Annotated in this window: 16 protein-coding genes; 9 read left to right on the top strand and 7 right to left on the bottom strand. The window is 53.3% G+C overall.

Annotation, left to right across the window (positions count from 1 at the left end; genetic code table 11):
- Positions 1–223 precede the first annotated feature (223 nt).
- The 5 genes from KKG35_03480 to KKG35_03460 form a co-directional block, all read right to left on the bottom strand.
- Positions 224–643: a type II toxin-antitoxin system VapC family toxin gene (locus KKG35_03480; protein MBU1737175.1), complete on the bottom strand. Its 420-nt coding sequence runs from the start codon at positions 641–643 to the stop codon at positions 224–226.
- The gene (locus KKG35_03475; protein ID MBU1737174.1) at positions 640–891 is read right to left on the bottom strand and encodes a type II toxin-antitoxin system Phd/YefM family antitoxin; all 252 of its coding nucleotides are present in this window, start codon (positions 889–891) and stop codon (positions 640–642) included. The genes KKG35_03480 and KKG35_03475 overlap by 4 nt, the downstream gene beginning before the upstream one ends.
- Positions 892–1,086: 195 nt before the next feature.
- A complete protein-coding gene (locus tag KKG35_03470) occupies positions 1,087–2,448 on the bottom strand; it encodes an SUMF1/EgtB/PvdO family nonheme iron enzyme (GenBank protein MBU1737173.1) in 1,362 nt (453 codons plus the stop codon).
- 27 nt (positions 2,449–2,475) lie between these two features.
- Positions 2,476–3,522: a hypothetical protein gene (locus KKG35_03465; protein ID MBU1737172.1), complete on the bottom strand. Its 1,047-nt coding sequence runs from the start codon at positions 3,520–3,522 to the stop codon at positions 2,476–2,478.
- Entirely contained in the window at positions 3,519–5,393 is a 1,875-nt protein-coding gene (locus KKG35_03460) for an anion permease (protein MBU1737171.1), read from the bottom strand. Before KKG35_03460 ends, KKG35_03465 begins: the two co-directional genes overlap by 4 nt.
- A gap of 146 nt (positions 5,394–5,539) precedes the next feature.
- On the opposite strand from KKG35_03460, the gene KKG35_03455 reads away from it, so the two are divergent.
- The 8 genes from KKG35_03455 to ubiA are packed head-to-tail and all read left to right on the top strand — an operon-like array spanning position 5,540 to position 12,606.
- Complete coding sequence (locus KKG35_03455) at positions 5,540–6,172, top strand: TetR/AcrR family transcriptional regulator (protein ID MBU1737170.1); 633 nt, start codon at positions 5,540–5,542, stop codon at positions 6,170–6,172.
- Between the two features lie 21 nt (positions 6,173–6,193).
- Positions 6,194–7,288 carry an aminofutalosine synthase MqnE gene (mqnE, locus tag KKG35_03450; protein MBU1737169.1) on the top strand — a complete coding sequence of 365 codons (1,095 nt, stop codon included), beginning with the start codon at positions 6,194–6,196 and terminating at the stop codon, positions 7,286–7,288.
- Between the two features lies 1 nt (position 7,289).
- A complete protein-coding gene (mqnC, locus tag KKG35_03445; GenBank protein ID MBU1737168.1) occupies positions 7,290–8,357 on the top strand; it encodes a dehypoxanthine futalosine cyclase in 1,068 nt (355 codons plus the stop codon).
- Entirely contained in the window at positions 8,354–9,589 is a 1,236-nt protein-coding gene (locus KKG35_03440; GenBank protein MBU1737167.1) for an amidohydrolase family protein, read from the top strand. Before mqnC ends, KKG35_03440 begins: the two co-directional genes overlap by 4 nt.
- 4 nt (positions 9,590–9,593) lie before the next feature.
- The gene (locus tag KKG35_03435; GenBank protein MBU1737166.1) at positions 9,594–10,433 is read left to right on the top strand and encodes a menaquinone biosynthesis protein; all 840 of its coding nucleotides are present in this window, start codon (positions 9,594–9,596) and stop codon (positions 10,431–10,433) included.
- A 31-nt stretch (positions 10,434–10,464) separates the two neighbouring features.
- Entirely contained in the window at positions 10,465–11,172 is a 708-nt protein-coding gene (locus KKG35_03430; protein MBU1737165.1) for a ubiquinone/menaquinone biosynthesis methyltransferase, read from the top strand.
- The gene (locus KKG35_03425) at positions 11,169–11,735 is read left to right on the top strand and encodes a UbiX family flavin prenyltransferase (GenBank protein MBU1737164.1); all 567 of its coding nucleotides are present in this window, start codon (positions 11,169–11,171) and stop codon (positions 11,733–11,735) included. The genes KKG35_03430 and KKG35_03425 overlap by 4 nt, the downstream gene beginning before the upstream one ends.
- A gap of 16 nt (positions 11,736–11,751) precedes the next feature.
- Positions 11,752–12,606, top strand: a complete 855-nt coding sequence (gene ubiA, locus KKG35_03420) for a putative 4-hydroxybenzoate polyprenyltransferase (GenBank protein MBU1737163.1) — start codon at positions 11,752–11,754, stop codon at positions 12,604–12,606.
- A gap of 41 nt (positions 12,607–12,647) precedes the next feature.
- On the opposite strand, the gene glk is transcribed toward ubiA, so the two are convergent.
- Positions 12,648–13,655 carry a glucokinase gene (gene glk, locus KKG35_03415; GenBank protein ID MBU1737162.1) on the bottom strand — a complete coding sequence of 336 codons (1,008 nt, stop codon included), beginning with the start codon at positions 13,653–13,655 and terminating at the stop codon, positions 12,648–12,650.
- A gap of 207 nt (positions 13,656–13,862) precedes the next feature.
- Between glk and KKG35_03410 the strand changes: the two genes are divergently transcribed.
- Positions 13,863–14,468, top strand: coding sequence for a tetratricopeptide repeat protein (locus KKG35_03410; GenBank protein MBU1737161.1), 606 nt, complete (start codon positions 13,863–13,865; stop codon positions 14,466–14,468).
- Between the two features lie 160 nt (positions 14,469–14,628).
- Here the strand turns inward: KKG35_03410 and KKG35_03405 are convergent.
- Positions 14,629–14,764, bottom strand: a 136-nt coding sequence (locus KKG35_03405; protein ID MBU1737160.1) for a transposase, incomplete at its 5' end; no start/stop codon positions are given.

Here is a 14,764-nt window from a genome sequence, read left to right as displayed (position 1 = left end):
CTGCCCCAGGCCGAAAAAAAAGAGGTTGTAAAAACTGTTAAAAACGACAAAAATTAAACCCGTCCGGAATCCCAAAATGACCTCTTTCCGGTGGCTCCATTAACCCGATCATGGGTGGCTCCATTAGGTGATCATCAACACGCCGGTAAGAACCGGTTTGTTTTTATTCCAGGATGTGCGGGGATGGGGAAACGAGATTTGCTCTTGCCGGTCTAACTTCAATCTACCCCCAGGGGTTAAAGAGGGCCACGCCACTTTCCATCATGTCGGAAGTATTACGGGTTACTACGGTTAGATGATGAGTAATGCCTGTTGCGGCAATAAGGGCATCTATGGCGGGCATTGGTTTGCCGATTTGTTCGGTCAAGCCCTGGATTTTTCCCCAGGTCATTGCCGTTTGTAAATCAATGTCGATGATTCTTGTCCAGAATCTTTCCTTGAGATCACTGTCCACCCAATTGTGCAATTCCTGTTTTTTTCTCGATTCGTCGAGCTTTTCGATCCCTTTGTGAAGCTCACCAATGGTCAAAACACTTATAAAAAAATTGTTTTCATTTTCATTCTTAATCCAGCTGGTGACTTTTGTGGATGGTTTGAGACGAATGATTTCTGATATGACGCAGGTGTCCAGCAGGTATTTCATAATTCAATATTCCGTGAAGAACTTTTGTCTCGTGCCAAGTCAAGGTTTGTGCCGGAGAGAGGGGAGTTTTTAAAAAATGATACCAAATCAGACGTTGGCTTATTGAGTTTGTGGTAGTCTTCCACGGCAATGATTACGACCGATTCCTTGCCGTGTTTTGTAACAACCTGGGGGCCGTCATGGTGGGCTTTGTCCACCAGATTGCTGAATTTATTCTTTGCTTCCTGAAGTTGCCATGTGTTTCCCATAACCGCACCTCATACAATGTTCATTTTGTCTAGTCTGTCTAGATTGTAGCCTTGGGTTGCTGGTATGTCAAGAGTGGAGGTTTATCCTTCGACAAGCTCTGGATGTGCAGTCTGGAAAGATTCAGGGGGATCGCAGTATTGGTGATTCCTGTTTACATCGGATGGTTCACTTTCTTAAAGCCCCGTATACCCGGGTTATTTTTCAACCCGGATCAATCTGAAACCGATCTCCTTATTCTGCCGGTCGGCCGAGCGGTTGCCGCGGTTGGAGCAGCGGATGGAGCCGGGGGCGCTGTACCAGCTGCCACCGCGCCGGGCCTTGTTGCCCTCGCCGGTGTGGATGGGGTTGTTCTTTTGATGGGTTTTGTAGGCGGTTTCGCTGTAGGTGTCCATCGTCCATTCCCAGACATTGCCGAGCATGTCGTAGAGCTGGTAGTCGTTGGGGTAGAGGCTGCCTACCGGGGCGGTGACCACATACTGGTCATCGCAGTCGTGGTGTTCCCATTTGCAGTTCAGCTGCTGCTGGGAGGTCCGGTCGTAGACGTTGGCGTATTCGCCGGCTTCGTCGGAATCATTACCCCAGAAGCGCGAGGTTTCCGAACCGGCCCGGCAGGCGTATTCCCACTCGGCTTCAGTCGGCAGGCGGAAATTGCCCTGGCCCTCATTTTTCCCGGTGAGCCATTTGGCAAAACCATCCGCCTGGTCCCAGCTGATATAGACCGCCGGCTGTTTTTCGCCATCAAGCGAGACTCCCTTGTAGTCTTTGCTGTTGTGGGCGGGATCGAACAACCTGAACTGCCGGTTGGTCACTTCAAACATCCCCATCCAGAAGCCGTCGATGCAGACTTTATGCTGCGGGGTTTCGTCATCGTATTTCTTTTCATAGGTTTTGCTGTCCGATTCGCTGAGAATCACCTTTCTTTCCTCGGCCGACTGGCCCATCTGGTAGCATCCGCCCTCGATCCAGACGAAATCCATATCGGTAACCCGGTCTTTCCAGTATTTCCTCTCGCCGGGATGCGGGATTTTCGGGGGCTCGAGTGCGGCATTGGTTGCCGAGATCTCCGCTTTTTTAAGCCCGGCAATGATCAGGGCCAGTTCATCGATTCTTGACGGCACGGTATTCATGTTGCCGGTTTTGATCTCTGCCGTCCTGATGATCGAGCCGGTGGAGGTGTCGATCAGCCGGGCGGTAACCGAAACGGTGTCTTCCCAGCGGATCACACTGCCGGTGATGATCGCCTGGACGCCGAACAGTTCGCCGATTTTTGCGGTCGATTCCTTTTCGCTGACCAGGCCGCCGAGGGAGAGTTTCTGCTCTTCGAGGATTTTTTTTAAGAGCACCCTTTCCTGCAGATCAAAGACGGCGGTTTTGGCAATGGAGTTGATCATCCACTCGGCAACAATCGACCCCGCCTCTTTCAGCTCCACTTCTCCCTTCACCTCGAATTCCACCACCGCCGTCCGCAGCTTGTCACCGGCAAAGGCCGCACCGGTAAAGGGAAGTGAGATGAAGTACATGATCAGAAAGGTCAAGGGGAGGATTGTCTTGTGCATGGTTCTCATCTGATAAGGAAACGGTTATCAATCAAAATAGTTATTGGTCGCCCTGGCGAATGCCTCGAAGATCTTCGGCACTTCCATATTTCTTTTCCGGATCGCGGAGTTTCGTAACGAGATCACGTACTGCTGCGAAACCTGGACCGGAATTTCATTCACCTTCTTTCTGCCGCAGAGGATATCGAGCGCCAGGCCGGCCGCGACTTCCCCCTGCTCGTAGGGAGAGACCCCGACCGAGAGCATCGCCCCATCGCCGGTGTTGAAAAAGTTCATGCCGATCACCGGGACCGGGGAGTTTTCTTCGGTCCAGGTCATGATCTCTTCGGGTGAAACAAACTTTTCGTCCGTTTTTGACCGGGGCAGCTTCCGGTATCCGGAGACCAGCAGGAAGTCGGTCATTTCTCCCGCCTTACCGACAATCTCCCGCCACTCATCGTAATCATTGACATGGATCGAGCCCTGGTGATCAATCGGCTGCCAGTCGAAAGCATCCACGTATTCCGTGTCCATTTTACCTGAAAGGGCAGGATCTGAGAGAAAAAGTGTTCTCAAGGGGTTTCCCCCTTTCCTGTTCTGGTCACTGGCCGCCAGGAGAAGGATGACTTCCCTGATTGCCTTCACCTGCTTTCTTTCAACGATTCCCGTGACATTATTCGCCTTGTAGTAGCCGTAGGGTTCGATGGAGCCGTTGACCCCTGCGAAAACGATCTGCATGGTCGGGTGGTTCACGTATTTGGCGGCAACCAGCTTCTGGGCATAATCATCGACCGCGATCAGGACATCGGGTCTGAACTTGTCGATGGCGTTTTTTGCGGCTATCCCCGCCCGGCGGTGGGATGCGTCATCTTTGAACTTCTTGGTCTTCATGAAGTGATAGCGGACCAGCAGCCATTTCTGGTTGGCGAGGGTTCTTTCGATACCGACATTCACCTCTTCGGTCCAGACGTAATCATTGCTGTAGCTGTGCAGGATAAACACTCTGGGCTTGTTGTAACTCATCCAGACCACGACCAGAATGGTGGTCAGGAAGAAGAGACTCATGGTCAGGCTGGTGAGGGTTGTTTTCTTCATAAGAGCCCCAGGTGTTTCCAGAATGGCAGGGAGGCATAGATGGCGATCAGCTTCATCACGATGATCGCGAGATAAAAGGGCAGCAGCCGCTTGTCATCATGGGGATGTCCGGTGCCGGTTATCGAACAGTACTGGGTATAATAGGAGGCCTGATAGGGCAGGATAAAGGACTCCGACATGAAGAGGATCAGAAAGCCGACCAGCCAGGGGTTGACCCCGATGTTTTCCGCCGTGGGCAGCAGAAGGGTGGCAAAGATGATGACGGTTGCGTTGATCGGCAGGATGAACCTGACGGCGCCGATCGCCAATGCAAGCATCGCGATGAAGATATGAAAATCCTCCGCCATGATCACATTCAGCCAGCTGAACTGGCCGGTCAGCCACTTATCGACGCCGGTATGTTTCATGGAGGCGACGAGACCGATCAGGGAGGCGAGGAATACCAGAAATGACCAATCGATATGTTTTCTGAATTTCTCCTTGTCGATGAAGCCGTACATCAGCAGGGCGAAAAAGATCGCCAGGGCCACCCACGGAACTTCGATGCGATGCAGTGAATTGGTGGCAAAACTTGTGACCAGAACAACAAAGCCTGCGATCGCTGCCCATTCGCCCTTGTTGAGCGGGCCGAGAATTGCAAGCTGGTCCCGGATGGATTTCCTGGGAATGTTTGCCGTGCCGGGGGTCCTGAAAAGCAGGGCGAAACCGATCTGATAGAGGACCATCATGATTCCGCCGCAGACCGATGCTGCATAAAACCAGTACATCCATTGGAACCTGGCCTGTTCCTGCATGGGCAGAGTTCCGTAGATAATGAAATTAATGGACTTGCTGCTCAAAAATATCGCCGAGAAAAGACCCGCTCCGGTCAGAACACTGACGGTCAGGCGGGCCGCTTCCCGCCGTGCGGTTTTTGCATCATACAGGGTCAGAAGTTCCGAGACAAAAGGGGCGACGATCGCAATTCTGCCGTTTGCCGTCGGGACCAGAGGGGTCAGGATAAAACCCATGATAAAAACGCAGGTGTTGTACCACCATTTGTTCGCCGGCCCACTCTTCAGGAGCAGAAGCAATAACCGGTAGCCGAGACCGGAGGCCATCAATACCGCGGAGAGACCAAGGATGCTCAAGGCCATGAAGAAACTTTTCGAGGCAAAACCGGAGAGAATGGTTTCGGTAGGGGCGAGCCCCAGCAGGATCGTGATCAGAACCGCAAAGAGAGCGGGGATAAAATCCGGCAGCAGCTGGAACATCCACATGATGCCGACACAGCTGACCACCGCGATCAGATACAGGGCCTGGTCATTCGGAACAGTCGGATCATTCCGGAGAAAATAGACGGTGCATAAGGGAAGAATGGTGGCAAGAATCCAGCCCAAAGTCTGAACGAGGGCGGAATTATGTATGGCATTGGGGGGTGAAAAAGAATCATCCTCGTATGGGGTATGGTTTTCAATCGGTGAAAGCTTGTGGATGTACGAACGGGTGATGTCGTCTTTTAGAAAGGCATTTTCCTCAAGAAACTTCTTGAACGGGGCGACCGGGAATACGATCACCCGGGATTTACTGGTGAAAGTGGCGGTTCCCGAATATCTTTTCTTGCCGATGGAGGTCTCTTCACCCAGCAGGCCGCCGGTGATTTCATTTCTGGTGCCATTCTCAAGTTCCAGACAGAGAGATCCTTCGAGAATGAGATACAGTTCCTCGCCATGCGTGCAATCGGCATAGAGGCACTCGTCGGGATGGTGTTCTTTTTCCTGTAAATGGGGAATGAGCCGGGAGAGAGATAATCTGTCGCATCTGCAGAAAAAAGGGTGGCTTTTCAGGATTTCCACAATGGACTGGCCATTGGCGTTATTGTCAGGTTTCATAGCTTTGGACTTTAAACTATTCGCTTTCATTTTGTCCTTATTAATTTATGTCTCAATCCGATTTTTTTTTTGGGATTTTTCCTTGCAAAAATGAGGCTCTCATCATAATGTGACCACCTGGTCATATCATGCGGAATCAAGTTTACATGCCGAAAGAAACATATCTGAACCTTTCCCGGGAAAAGCGGGAGAGGGTGCTGGGGGCTGCAGTGTCTGAATTTGCCCGGGCGGGCTATGCCCAGGCCAGTGTGAACCGGATCGTCAAGGATGCCGGAATCGCCAAGGGTTCTTTCTATCAGTATTTTGAAGATAAGGAAGCTTTGTTCCTGTATGTTTTCAGTGAATTCACCAGGATTGTCAAGGAATCTGTCAAGGCTGGTGAAAAGGATGACGCGAATGATTTTTCCAGCCAGTTGAGAAGTGTTGTCCGGTCCGGTCTTGAATTTATCGACCGGTATCCTGAATTTTTCAGATTCTATCAGAATATCCTGTATCGGGACGATACCCCGAGACGCGATGACCTTCTTTCCGTGGTCAGGCTGTTCCCGCATGAATATTTTCAGCCGCTTCTGGTCGAAGGCCAGAAAAAGCAGGCGATCAGGCCGGAACTTTCGCCGGAGCTGATTGTATTTATGGTGAACAGTCTGCTGGAGAGTTTTCTGGTGGAAAAGGCCAGGGCGAAGAACGGACATATCTTCGGCAGGGAGGGTACTGAAATTGATGTCCTGGTCGATCAGCTGGTCGATATTCTGCACACGGGGATTATGACAGGTCAATAAACAAGGTTTATGGAAAAACTTATGGAAAAAATGATCATTGAAGCCGGTCTGGGGGAAACCCTGGCCAAGATTAAAAATGACGAGCGGCTCACCCGGGAAGACGCGCTGGGCATGTATCAGAGCCCGAATATCCTGGCCCTTGGGTATCTTGCGAATATCGTCCGGGAACGCAAAAACGGCAACAAGGCCTATTTCATCTACAACCAGCACGTCAACTATTCGAATATCTGCACCAATCTCTGTAAATTCTGCGCCTTCGGCAAGGACAAGGCGTCTGATCAGGCGTATGAGATGAGCGTTGCGGAAGTACAGCAGAAAGTCCGGGAAAGACTCGATGAGCCGATCACCGAGGTGCATGTGGTCGGCGGTATCCACCCGGATCTGCCGTATTCCTATTATCTCGAGATGCTTAAGGGCATCAAGGAGGTGCGGCCCGAGATCCATATCCAGGCCTTCACCTGTGTCGAGATCGCCCATCTCGCGGAGTTGTCGGGGCAGAGCGTGAAAGACACCCTGCTGGAACTGAAAGAGGCGGGGCTCGGGTCGATTCCCGGGGGCGGGGCCGAGGTGTTCAGCCCGAGGATCAGGAAAATCACCTGCGAGAAAAAACTCTCCGGCGAGGGGTGGCTCGAGGTCGCGAAAACCGCCCATTCCCTCGGCCTCAATACGAACGCAACCATGCTCTATGGCCATATCGAAACCCTGGAAGAGCGGGTGGAGCATCTCGACATGCTCCGTTCCGCCCAGGATGAAACGGGCGGTTTCCTCACCTTTATCCCGCTTGCCTTCCACCCCAAGAACACTGAAATGCATGATCTGTCCCGGACGACCGGCATCGATGATCTGAAAAATATCGCGGTCGCCCGCTGTTTTCTCGACAACTTCCCCCATATCAAGGGCTACTGGGTCATGATCGGACCGAAGCTTGCCCAGGTATCGCTTTCCTTCGGCGCCGACGACATGGACGGGACGGTCAAGGAAGAGCGGATTACCAAGATGGCCGGCGGTGAGTCGGCCCAGGCCCTGAGCGACACCGAGCTGATCAGGTTGATCAGGGGCGCGGGTCGGGAACCGGTCGAGCGGGATACCCTGTATAATGTGATCAAGGTCTATTGAAATGGTGGATAAAATTATCGACAAAAGCCTTGCGGGCGAACGGATCTCGGTCGGTGAAGGGTTGCAGCTGGCGGCAGAGGCGGATCTCTACCAGCTGGGATTTCTGGCCGATGCGGTGAAACGGCAAAAGCATCCGGAACCCATGGTCACCTATGTGATCGATCGGAATATCAACTATACCGATATCTGCATTTCCGCCTGCAAATTCTGCGCATTTTTCAAAGCCCCCGAAGACAAGGCGGGTTATGTGCTGACCGATGAGGAACTGGGGCGGAAGATCGAAGAGACCCTGGAACTCGGCGGCACCCAGATCCTTCTCCAGGGCGGGCTGCATCCGGATCTGCCGTTCAGCTACTATGAAGAGCTGCTGCGCTTCATCAAGGGGTATGGCATCCATATCCACGGTTTTTCGCCGCCGGAGATCTGTCATTTCGCCGAACTCTCCGGCCTGTCGAGCAAAGAGGTCATTCAAAGGCTCCAGGCTGCCGGGCTTGATTCGATTCCCGGAGGGGGGGCGGAGATCCTGACCGACCGGGTCCGGAAGGATACCGCTCCCAGAAAATGCAATACCGAACAATGGCTCGGGGTGATGGAAACCGCGCATACCCTCGGGATGAAAACAACCGCCACCATGATGTTCGGCCATATTGAAACCGTGGCCGAAAGATTTGAGCATCTGGAGAGGGTGCGCACTCTGCAGGAGAGAACCGGCGGCTTCACTGCCTTTATTCCCTGGCCTTTTCAGCCTGCCAATACCGTTCTCTCGCACATCCCGACCGCAACCGGCATGGAGTATCTCCGAATGCTCGCCCTGTCCCGGATCTTCCTCGACAATGTCCCGAACATCCAGGCCTCATGGGTCACTCAGGGGCCGAAGATCGCCCAGTTGTCGCTCTTCTTCGGGGCCAATGATTTCGGCAGCACCATGATCGAGGAAAACGTGGTGGCCGCGGCCGGAGTGGGCTTTCGCCTATCAGAAAAAGAAATCCGCCACCTTGTGGAAGATGCCGGGTTCAAAGCCTGTCAGCGAAGAATGGATTACACCCTGGTGGACAAGCCCGCAAAATGATCGAGGAACGAAGATATCTGCACCGGGCGCGGTATGTGGTCCCGATGGCGGCTGACCGCAACCTGCCGGAAATCCTTTCCGACGGCGCGGTTCTTACCGAAGAAGGTGTGATCACCGCTGTCGGCCGGTACGATGCTCTGCAGGAGAATGATGCGGTTCTGGTGGACCATGGCAAAGCGGTGTTGCTGCCCGCGATGGTCAATTGTCACTCGCATCTGGAACTTTCCTGTTTTGCCGCCCTCGCCGGTGGCGACCGTCCAACCCATACCGGGGATATGACCGGGTGGATCAGGGAGCTGCTTGCCGAAAGGGAACAGCCGCCCGACCCTGAAGAGAGCAGAATGGCTTCCTGGCAGGCCCTGGCCCGGATGTATGGTGGTGGCTGCCGGGGGGTGATCGATATCGGCAATCAGCCGGAAAGTGCAACTCTCGGAGAAAATTTCAAGATGGATCTCCGATTCTTTCTTGAGGTTCTGGGACTCGGGCAGGAGGCCATCGGCCGGACCGGGCAGATTATCGAATCCCTTGCCGATTCCGATCATTTGGCCGTGCATTCCCCGTATTCCGTGCATCCGGATGTGATCAGAATGGTGAAGGAAAGGTGCCGCGCTCTCGGGCATCTCATGCCGGTGCATGTGGCCGAGTCGGCGGGCGAGGTAGAGTTTTTGGCGACCGGCCGTGGCGTCTTCAGGGATTTTCTTGAGGAAAGAGGGGTGTGGGACGGTTCATTCAAGGTCCCGGGCAAGAGCCCGGTTGCCTATCTGGATGACCTGCAGGCGCTTGATGTAAACACCCTTTGCGTCCACTGTGTGCAGGTCTCCGACCAGGATATTGAAATCATGGCCTCCCGCGGCGTCACCGTTTGTGCCTGCCCGGGATCCAACAACTTTCTGGGGGTAGGAGTTGCCCCTGTTGACAAGTTCGTCAAGAGTGGTTTGCGGGTTGTTCTCGGCACCGACAGTCCGGCCAGTAACCCGCAGGTGAGCTTGTGGGAAGAGATGCGCCTGCTGGCCGACCGGTTTCCGGAAATCCACCCTTTGGATCTCCTGAAAATGGCGACCAGAAATGGGGCGGAACTTCTCGGCCTGGAGAATAAAATAGGGTCACTGGCAACCGGCTGTTCAGCGAATTTCCTTGCGGTGACCGGTGATCTCCCTGAAGATGACCGGCAGGGAGCCCTGCGATGGCTGGTCACGGCCGGTCTGGCGGTAGAAACCGAATGGGTGGAATGATCTGATGAAGAGCGGGGTTTCGGCACGAATCGGGATGGTCAATTTCATCAATACCGCACCGATCTATGAGGTGTGGAAGAGTTCGGTGAAAAGAACGGACTGGCAGGTTGTCGAGGCCGCGCCCTCGGAACTGAACCGGCGGCTATTCATGGGGGAGCTTGATCTCGGGTTTATTTCATCCCACGAATATGCGGCCCATCCGGACAAATATATGCTGCTGGATGATCTGTCGATCTCCGCGACCGGAGAGGTGGGCAGTGTGTTCCTCTTCTCGAAGGTCGCCCCGGAAAATCTCTCCGGGGCCAGAGTTCTTTTAAGCGCCCAGTCCCAGACCTCGATCAGCCTCTTGGCCATCATTCTCGAAAAATTTTATCAGGTCGTCCCGAGATATGAGAAAGGGGCGATCGGTAAACATCTTTCCGATCTTGCCGGATATGACGCGGTATTGGCGATCGGTGATGAAGCGCTCCGACTTTCCGGGGAAAAAATCTTCCCTTTGCAGATGGACCTGGGCCATGCCTGGCACCAAGAGACCGGGTTGCCCTTTGTTTTTGCGGTCTGGGCGGTGCGGGAAGAGTTCCGGCAGGCTGCACCGGACACGGTTCTTGAGATCCATCGGGAGCTTCTCCGCTGCCGCAAGGCGGGGCTTGCCAATCTTACGTTGATCAGCGCCCTGGTTGCGCCCCGGATCCCGATGCCGATCGAAGCGTGTGTCCGATATCTGCAGGGCATCCAGTACGATCTGGATGCCGGCAAACAGAAGGCTCTGCAGCTCTTTATCGAATACCTGATCGAAAGGGGAGAGGCGCATCCGGATTCGCTTCCTCTCAAAATATGCGACTGATCTCAAACTAAAACGGAACCTAGAGTTATTTATGAACACCCCGGAAGACAAAAAGAAATTTGTGAGAGAGAAGTTTTCCTCGATCAGCGGGAAGTATGATTTTTTAAATTCGCTGCTCAGTATGCAGATCGACCGCTACTGGCGCTGGCTCACTACCAGGATGCTCAGCGAGTTTCCCGAGGGGACGATTCTCGATCTCTGTGCCGGGACCCTGCCCCTGTCGCTGGAGCTGACCAGGCAGGAGAAGAATCGCACTGTGCTCGCCATCGATTTCTGTGAAGAGATGCTGCGGGCGGGGATCAGGACGATGCCTGCCGATGGCCGGAAAGAACGGATCATGCCGGTCTGCGGGGACGGCGAGAAAATTCCCGCAGCCACTGACAGCTGTTGGGGGATCACCGTTGCTTTCGGGGTCCGCAACCTCGCCAGGACCCAGGACGGGTTGAACGAAATGTATCGCGTCATTAAACCCGGCGGCAAGCTTCTGATCCTCGAATTTTCAAGACCGAAAAATCCGCTGATCAAGCCTCTCTATAATTTTTATCTGGGGAAAGTCCTGCCGAAACTTGCCGGTATTGTTTCCGGCGATAAAGAGGCGTATGAATACCTGGCAAGTTCCATCGCCCAGTTCTATGAACCGTCGGAACTCCTTGCCATGATGGAGCGATCCGGTTTTGCAAAGGTGTTTGCAAAGCCTGTGACCTTCGGCATTGTCACCATCTATACGGGGATCAAATGAAGAAGAGAATCATTCTCGCCATTACCGGCGCCAGTGGATCATTGTATGCGGTCGAGTTTCTGAAGCTGATGCGCGAGGTTGACGTGGAAGTTCACGCGGTGATCTCCGAGGCGGGGCTTAAGGTGATGGAGATCGAGGAGGGAAAGAATCTCAAGGAACTTTCCGGGATGGCGGGTTCCTGGAGTGACAGCAAAGATTTCGCCGCCGAGATGGCGAGCGGGTCCGCCCGGTTTGCCGGGATGGTGGTGCTGCCCTGCAGCATGGGGACCCTGGCCTCGATAGCGAACGGGATCTCCGCAAACCTCATTCACCGGGCCGCCGATGTTACCCTGAAAGAGCGCAGACCGCTATTGCTTGCGGTCCGGGAAACGCCCTTCAACCGGAGCCATCTCACAAATATGCTGAAGGCCCATGATGGCGGGGCAACGATCTGCCCGCTGGTCCACTCCCATTATCACGGGGTGGATTCCTTCGCGGAAATGGCCAGGATTTTCTGCGGCAGACTTGCGGACCACCTTGATATCGAAATCCCCGGTCAGCCTCGCTGGCAGGGTGGAAAATAGCTCGGGGAGAATAGTGATGTTACGGAAAATAGGCATCATGCTTGAAATGATAAAATTCGAGCATACGGTTTTTGCTCTGCCGTTCGCCTTCATGGGGGCATTCCTGGCGGGCAGGGGCGCGCCTTCTCCGGAGGTTTTCCTCTGGGTACTTGCGGCCATGGTTGGTGCCAGGACCAGCGCCATGGGCTTCAACCGGATCGCCGACCGTCATTTCGACCGGAAGAATCCAAGAACCGCCGACCGGGCCATCCCCGCCGGAGCCGTCAAATTATGGGAGGCGTGGCTGATGGTCGTCATTGCTGCGGCCATCTTCTTTTTCGCCTGCTATAACCTCAACCGTCTGACCCTGATTCTTTCTCCGTTTGCCCTGGGTCTCACCTTCTTTTATTCGTTGACCAAGAGGTTTACCTGGCTCTGCCATGTCGTTCTCGGTATCGCTCTTGCCTTTTCTCCTCTGGGCGGTTGGGTCGCCGTGACCGGCAGTCTTGCCGGTTTTCCCTATGTGCTTTCGGCAGGGGTCCTGCTCTGGGTTGCCGGGTTTGATACGGTCTATGCCTGTCTCGATGCGGATTTCGACCGGGAGGCAGGGCTTTTTTCCTTGCCCGCCCGATTCGGCAGGGAAGGGGCTTTTCGGCTCGCGGTTTTCTTTCATCTGCTGGCTTTTGTGCTGTTTGTTCTGACCGGCGTGCAGCAGAAACTGGGAATGTATTTCTATGCAGGGATCATTGTGACCGCCATCGCCCTTTTCTATCAGCACCTGATCGTGAATCCGAAGGACCTGTCCAGAATAAAAATGTCTTTCTTTACCCTGAACGGCCTGATCAGTCTGACAATCTTCGTCGCGACCTGGCTTGATATTTCATTAAACTGACAGCTGATCCGGAAGTGAAATATCCGGCTGATCAAGATGGATCATAAACCGGCAAGAACCATTTTTGCCGCACCCTTTAAAGGCGCTTTCTGGTCCAGGATCACGTTCACCGGGATATCGGTCAGCAACCTTGACATCCTGCCTTTATTCAGAAAGCTTTTCAGAAAGGCGCTTGAGTCGAGGATGCTGGTGATCCTTGAAGGAATTCCGCCTCCGATATAGACGCCGCCACGGGCCATGACCTTGATCGCCAGATTTCCCGCCTCAGCCCCCAGAATCGAAACAAACATCTTTACCGTTTCACTGCAGATGGGGCACTCTCGGTCCCTGTCCAGAGCGGTATTGATGATCACCATGCTCGGATCCTCGGCGGAAATCAGCAGATCGGACAGCCAGGGCGGTTCTTCGTGCAGACCGGAATCCTTCAGAAAAAAATATATATTCGACAACCCCAGCCCCGAGCAGACAAGTTCATAGCTCACATGCCCGATCCTGTTTCTCAGGTACCCAAGCATTTGGTCTTCAATACTGTTGCAGGGGGCGAAATCCGTGTGGCCTCCCTCGGAAGAGTGGGGGAGGTATGAGCCCGATCCCTTGTCCCAGATGAGAAAGGATTCACCAAGGCCCGTTCCCGGGCTGATGACGGCTATGTTGCCGGTCGGCAGGCCGTGACCTTCATTCAGGGTATACAGATCCTTTTGATCGATCAGGGTGATTGCGGCGGCTGTCGCCTCAAGATCATTGATCAGCCTGATCTTTCTGATTCCGGTTACTTGTGAAAGTGCGTCTCCATCAATAAACCATGGAAGGTTGGTGGTGGTTGACCGGTTATCGATTACCGGACCGGCCACCCCGATGCACGCCTGTTCCGGAAGGGCGGAGGTGTCGGCCAGGAACTTCAGGATCAACTCCGTTGCATCCGTGAAGTCGGCGGATTTGAGGGTTGCTTCAGCGATTGGGGCTAACGGTCCCCCTGCACGTGTAACCAGAGAGAGATTGGTTTTGGAACCACCAATGTCACAGGCGAGGAATTTTTTTTCAGGAGGCATAATTAATTTATAGCTGATGTGATTTGAGTGAGTAAGAAAACCCGGTGAACACAAATCCTGAATGGTCTTTGTTCATCTGAAAGCATGGAACTTTTTGCTTTTCATGTTCAACATGCTTGCCAAATATTGTGACTCATTGGTAGTATCTTATCCCATCACAAAGAAATTAAACCAGATTTTAAAAATACTGTGGAGGATTTGTTTATTATGGCAGCTAAAAGTGCAGCAGATGGCATGGTGAAAAAAGAGTTCATGCTGGTTGTGGCTCTGATTACATTTGTCGCAGGATTCCTGGTTGGTGTGGTTTTCAGCAGCATGCAGTCTACCCAGGTCCAGGCGCCCGGACAGAACAGGCAGCAGGCCTCGGGTCCGGTTCAGGGTGGCGGCTTGGCGCCTGATCAGGCGTCAAGAATACTGACCCTTGAGGGCCAGGTTGCGGCAAATCCTCAGGATGTTCAGGCCTGGACAAGCCTTGGCCATGTCTATTTTGATTCCAATATGTATCAGAAAGCCATCAATTCCTATCTGAGATCCCTGGAGCTCAATCCGTCCCAGGCGGATGTTCTGGTAGATCTGGGTGTTATGTACAGGCGGAACAAACAACCGGATCTGGCCATCCAGTCTTTTGACAAGGCCGCGAACCTCAACCCGACCCATGAACAAGCCCGCTTCAACAAGGGCATCGTTCTCATGTACGATCTGAACCAGAAGGATGCGGCCATCAAGAGCTGGGAAGAATTGCTGACCATCAACCCCAACGCAATGGCACCGAATGGTCAGACGGTCAAGGATTTGGTGGCATCATTGAAGTAAGGTTACGACCCTGTTTGTAATCCGGTCATTTAAGAGGCACCGGCAAAAACATTATTCCCGGCCCGGCATGAAATCATGGTTCATGTCGGGCCTTCTTTTTTTATGGGAAGCTCCTCTCCAGCCCTGACGTTTAAGAACGTTGCGATCAGAGAATAAGAATTTATCCGTAAATAACGCCAGCTTTTCTGAAGGCAATTATTGCCGCCGCCATATGTAACAATGCTTCGTAGGTTTCGGTAAGCTTTTCGTATCTTACCAATAGTTTTCTAAACCTGTTGAACCAAGAGTGAGTAACT

This window comes from Pseudomonadota bacterium (assembly GCA_018823285.1).
Taxonomy (GTDB): domain Bacteria; phylum Desulfobacterota; class Desulfobulbia; order Desulfobulbales; family JAGXFP01; genus JAHJIQ01.
This window is presented reverse-complemented; position numbering and strand designations above follow the sequence as displayed.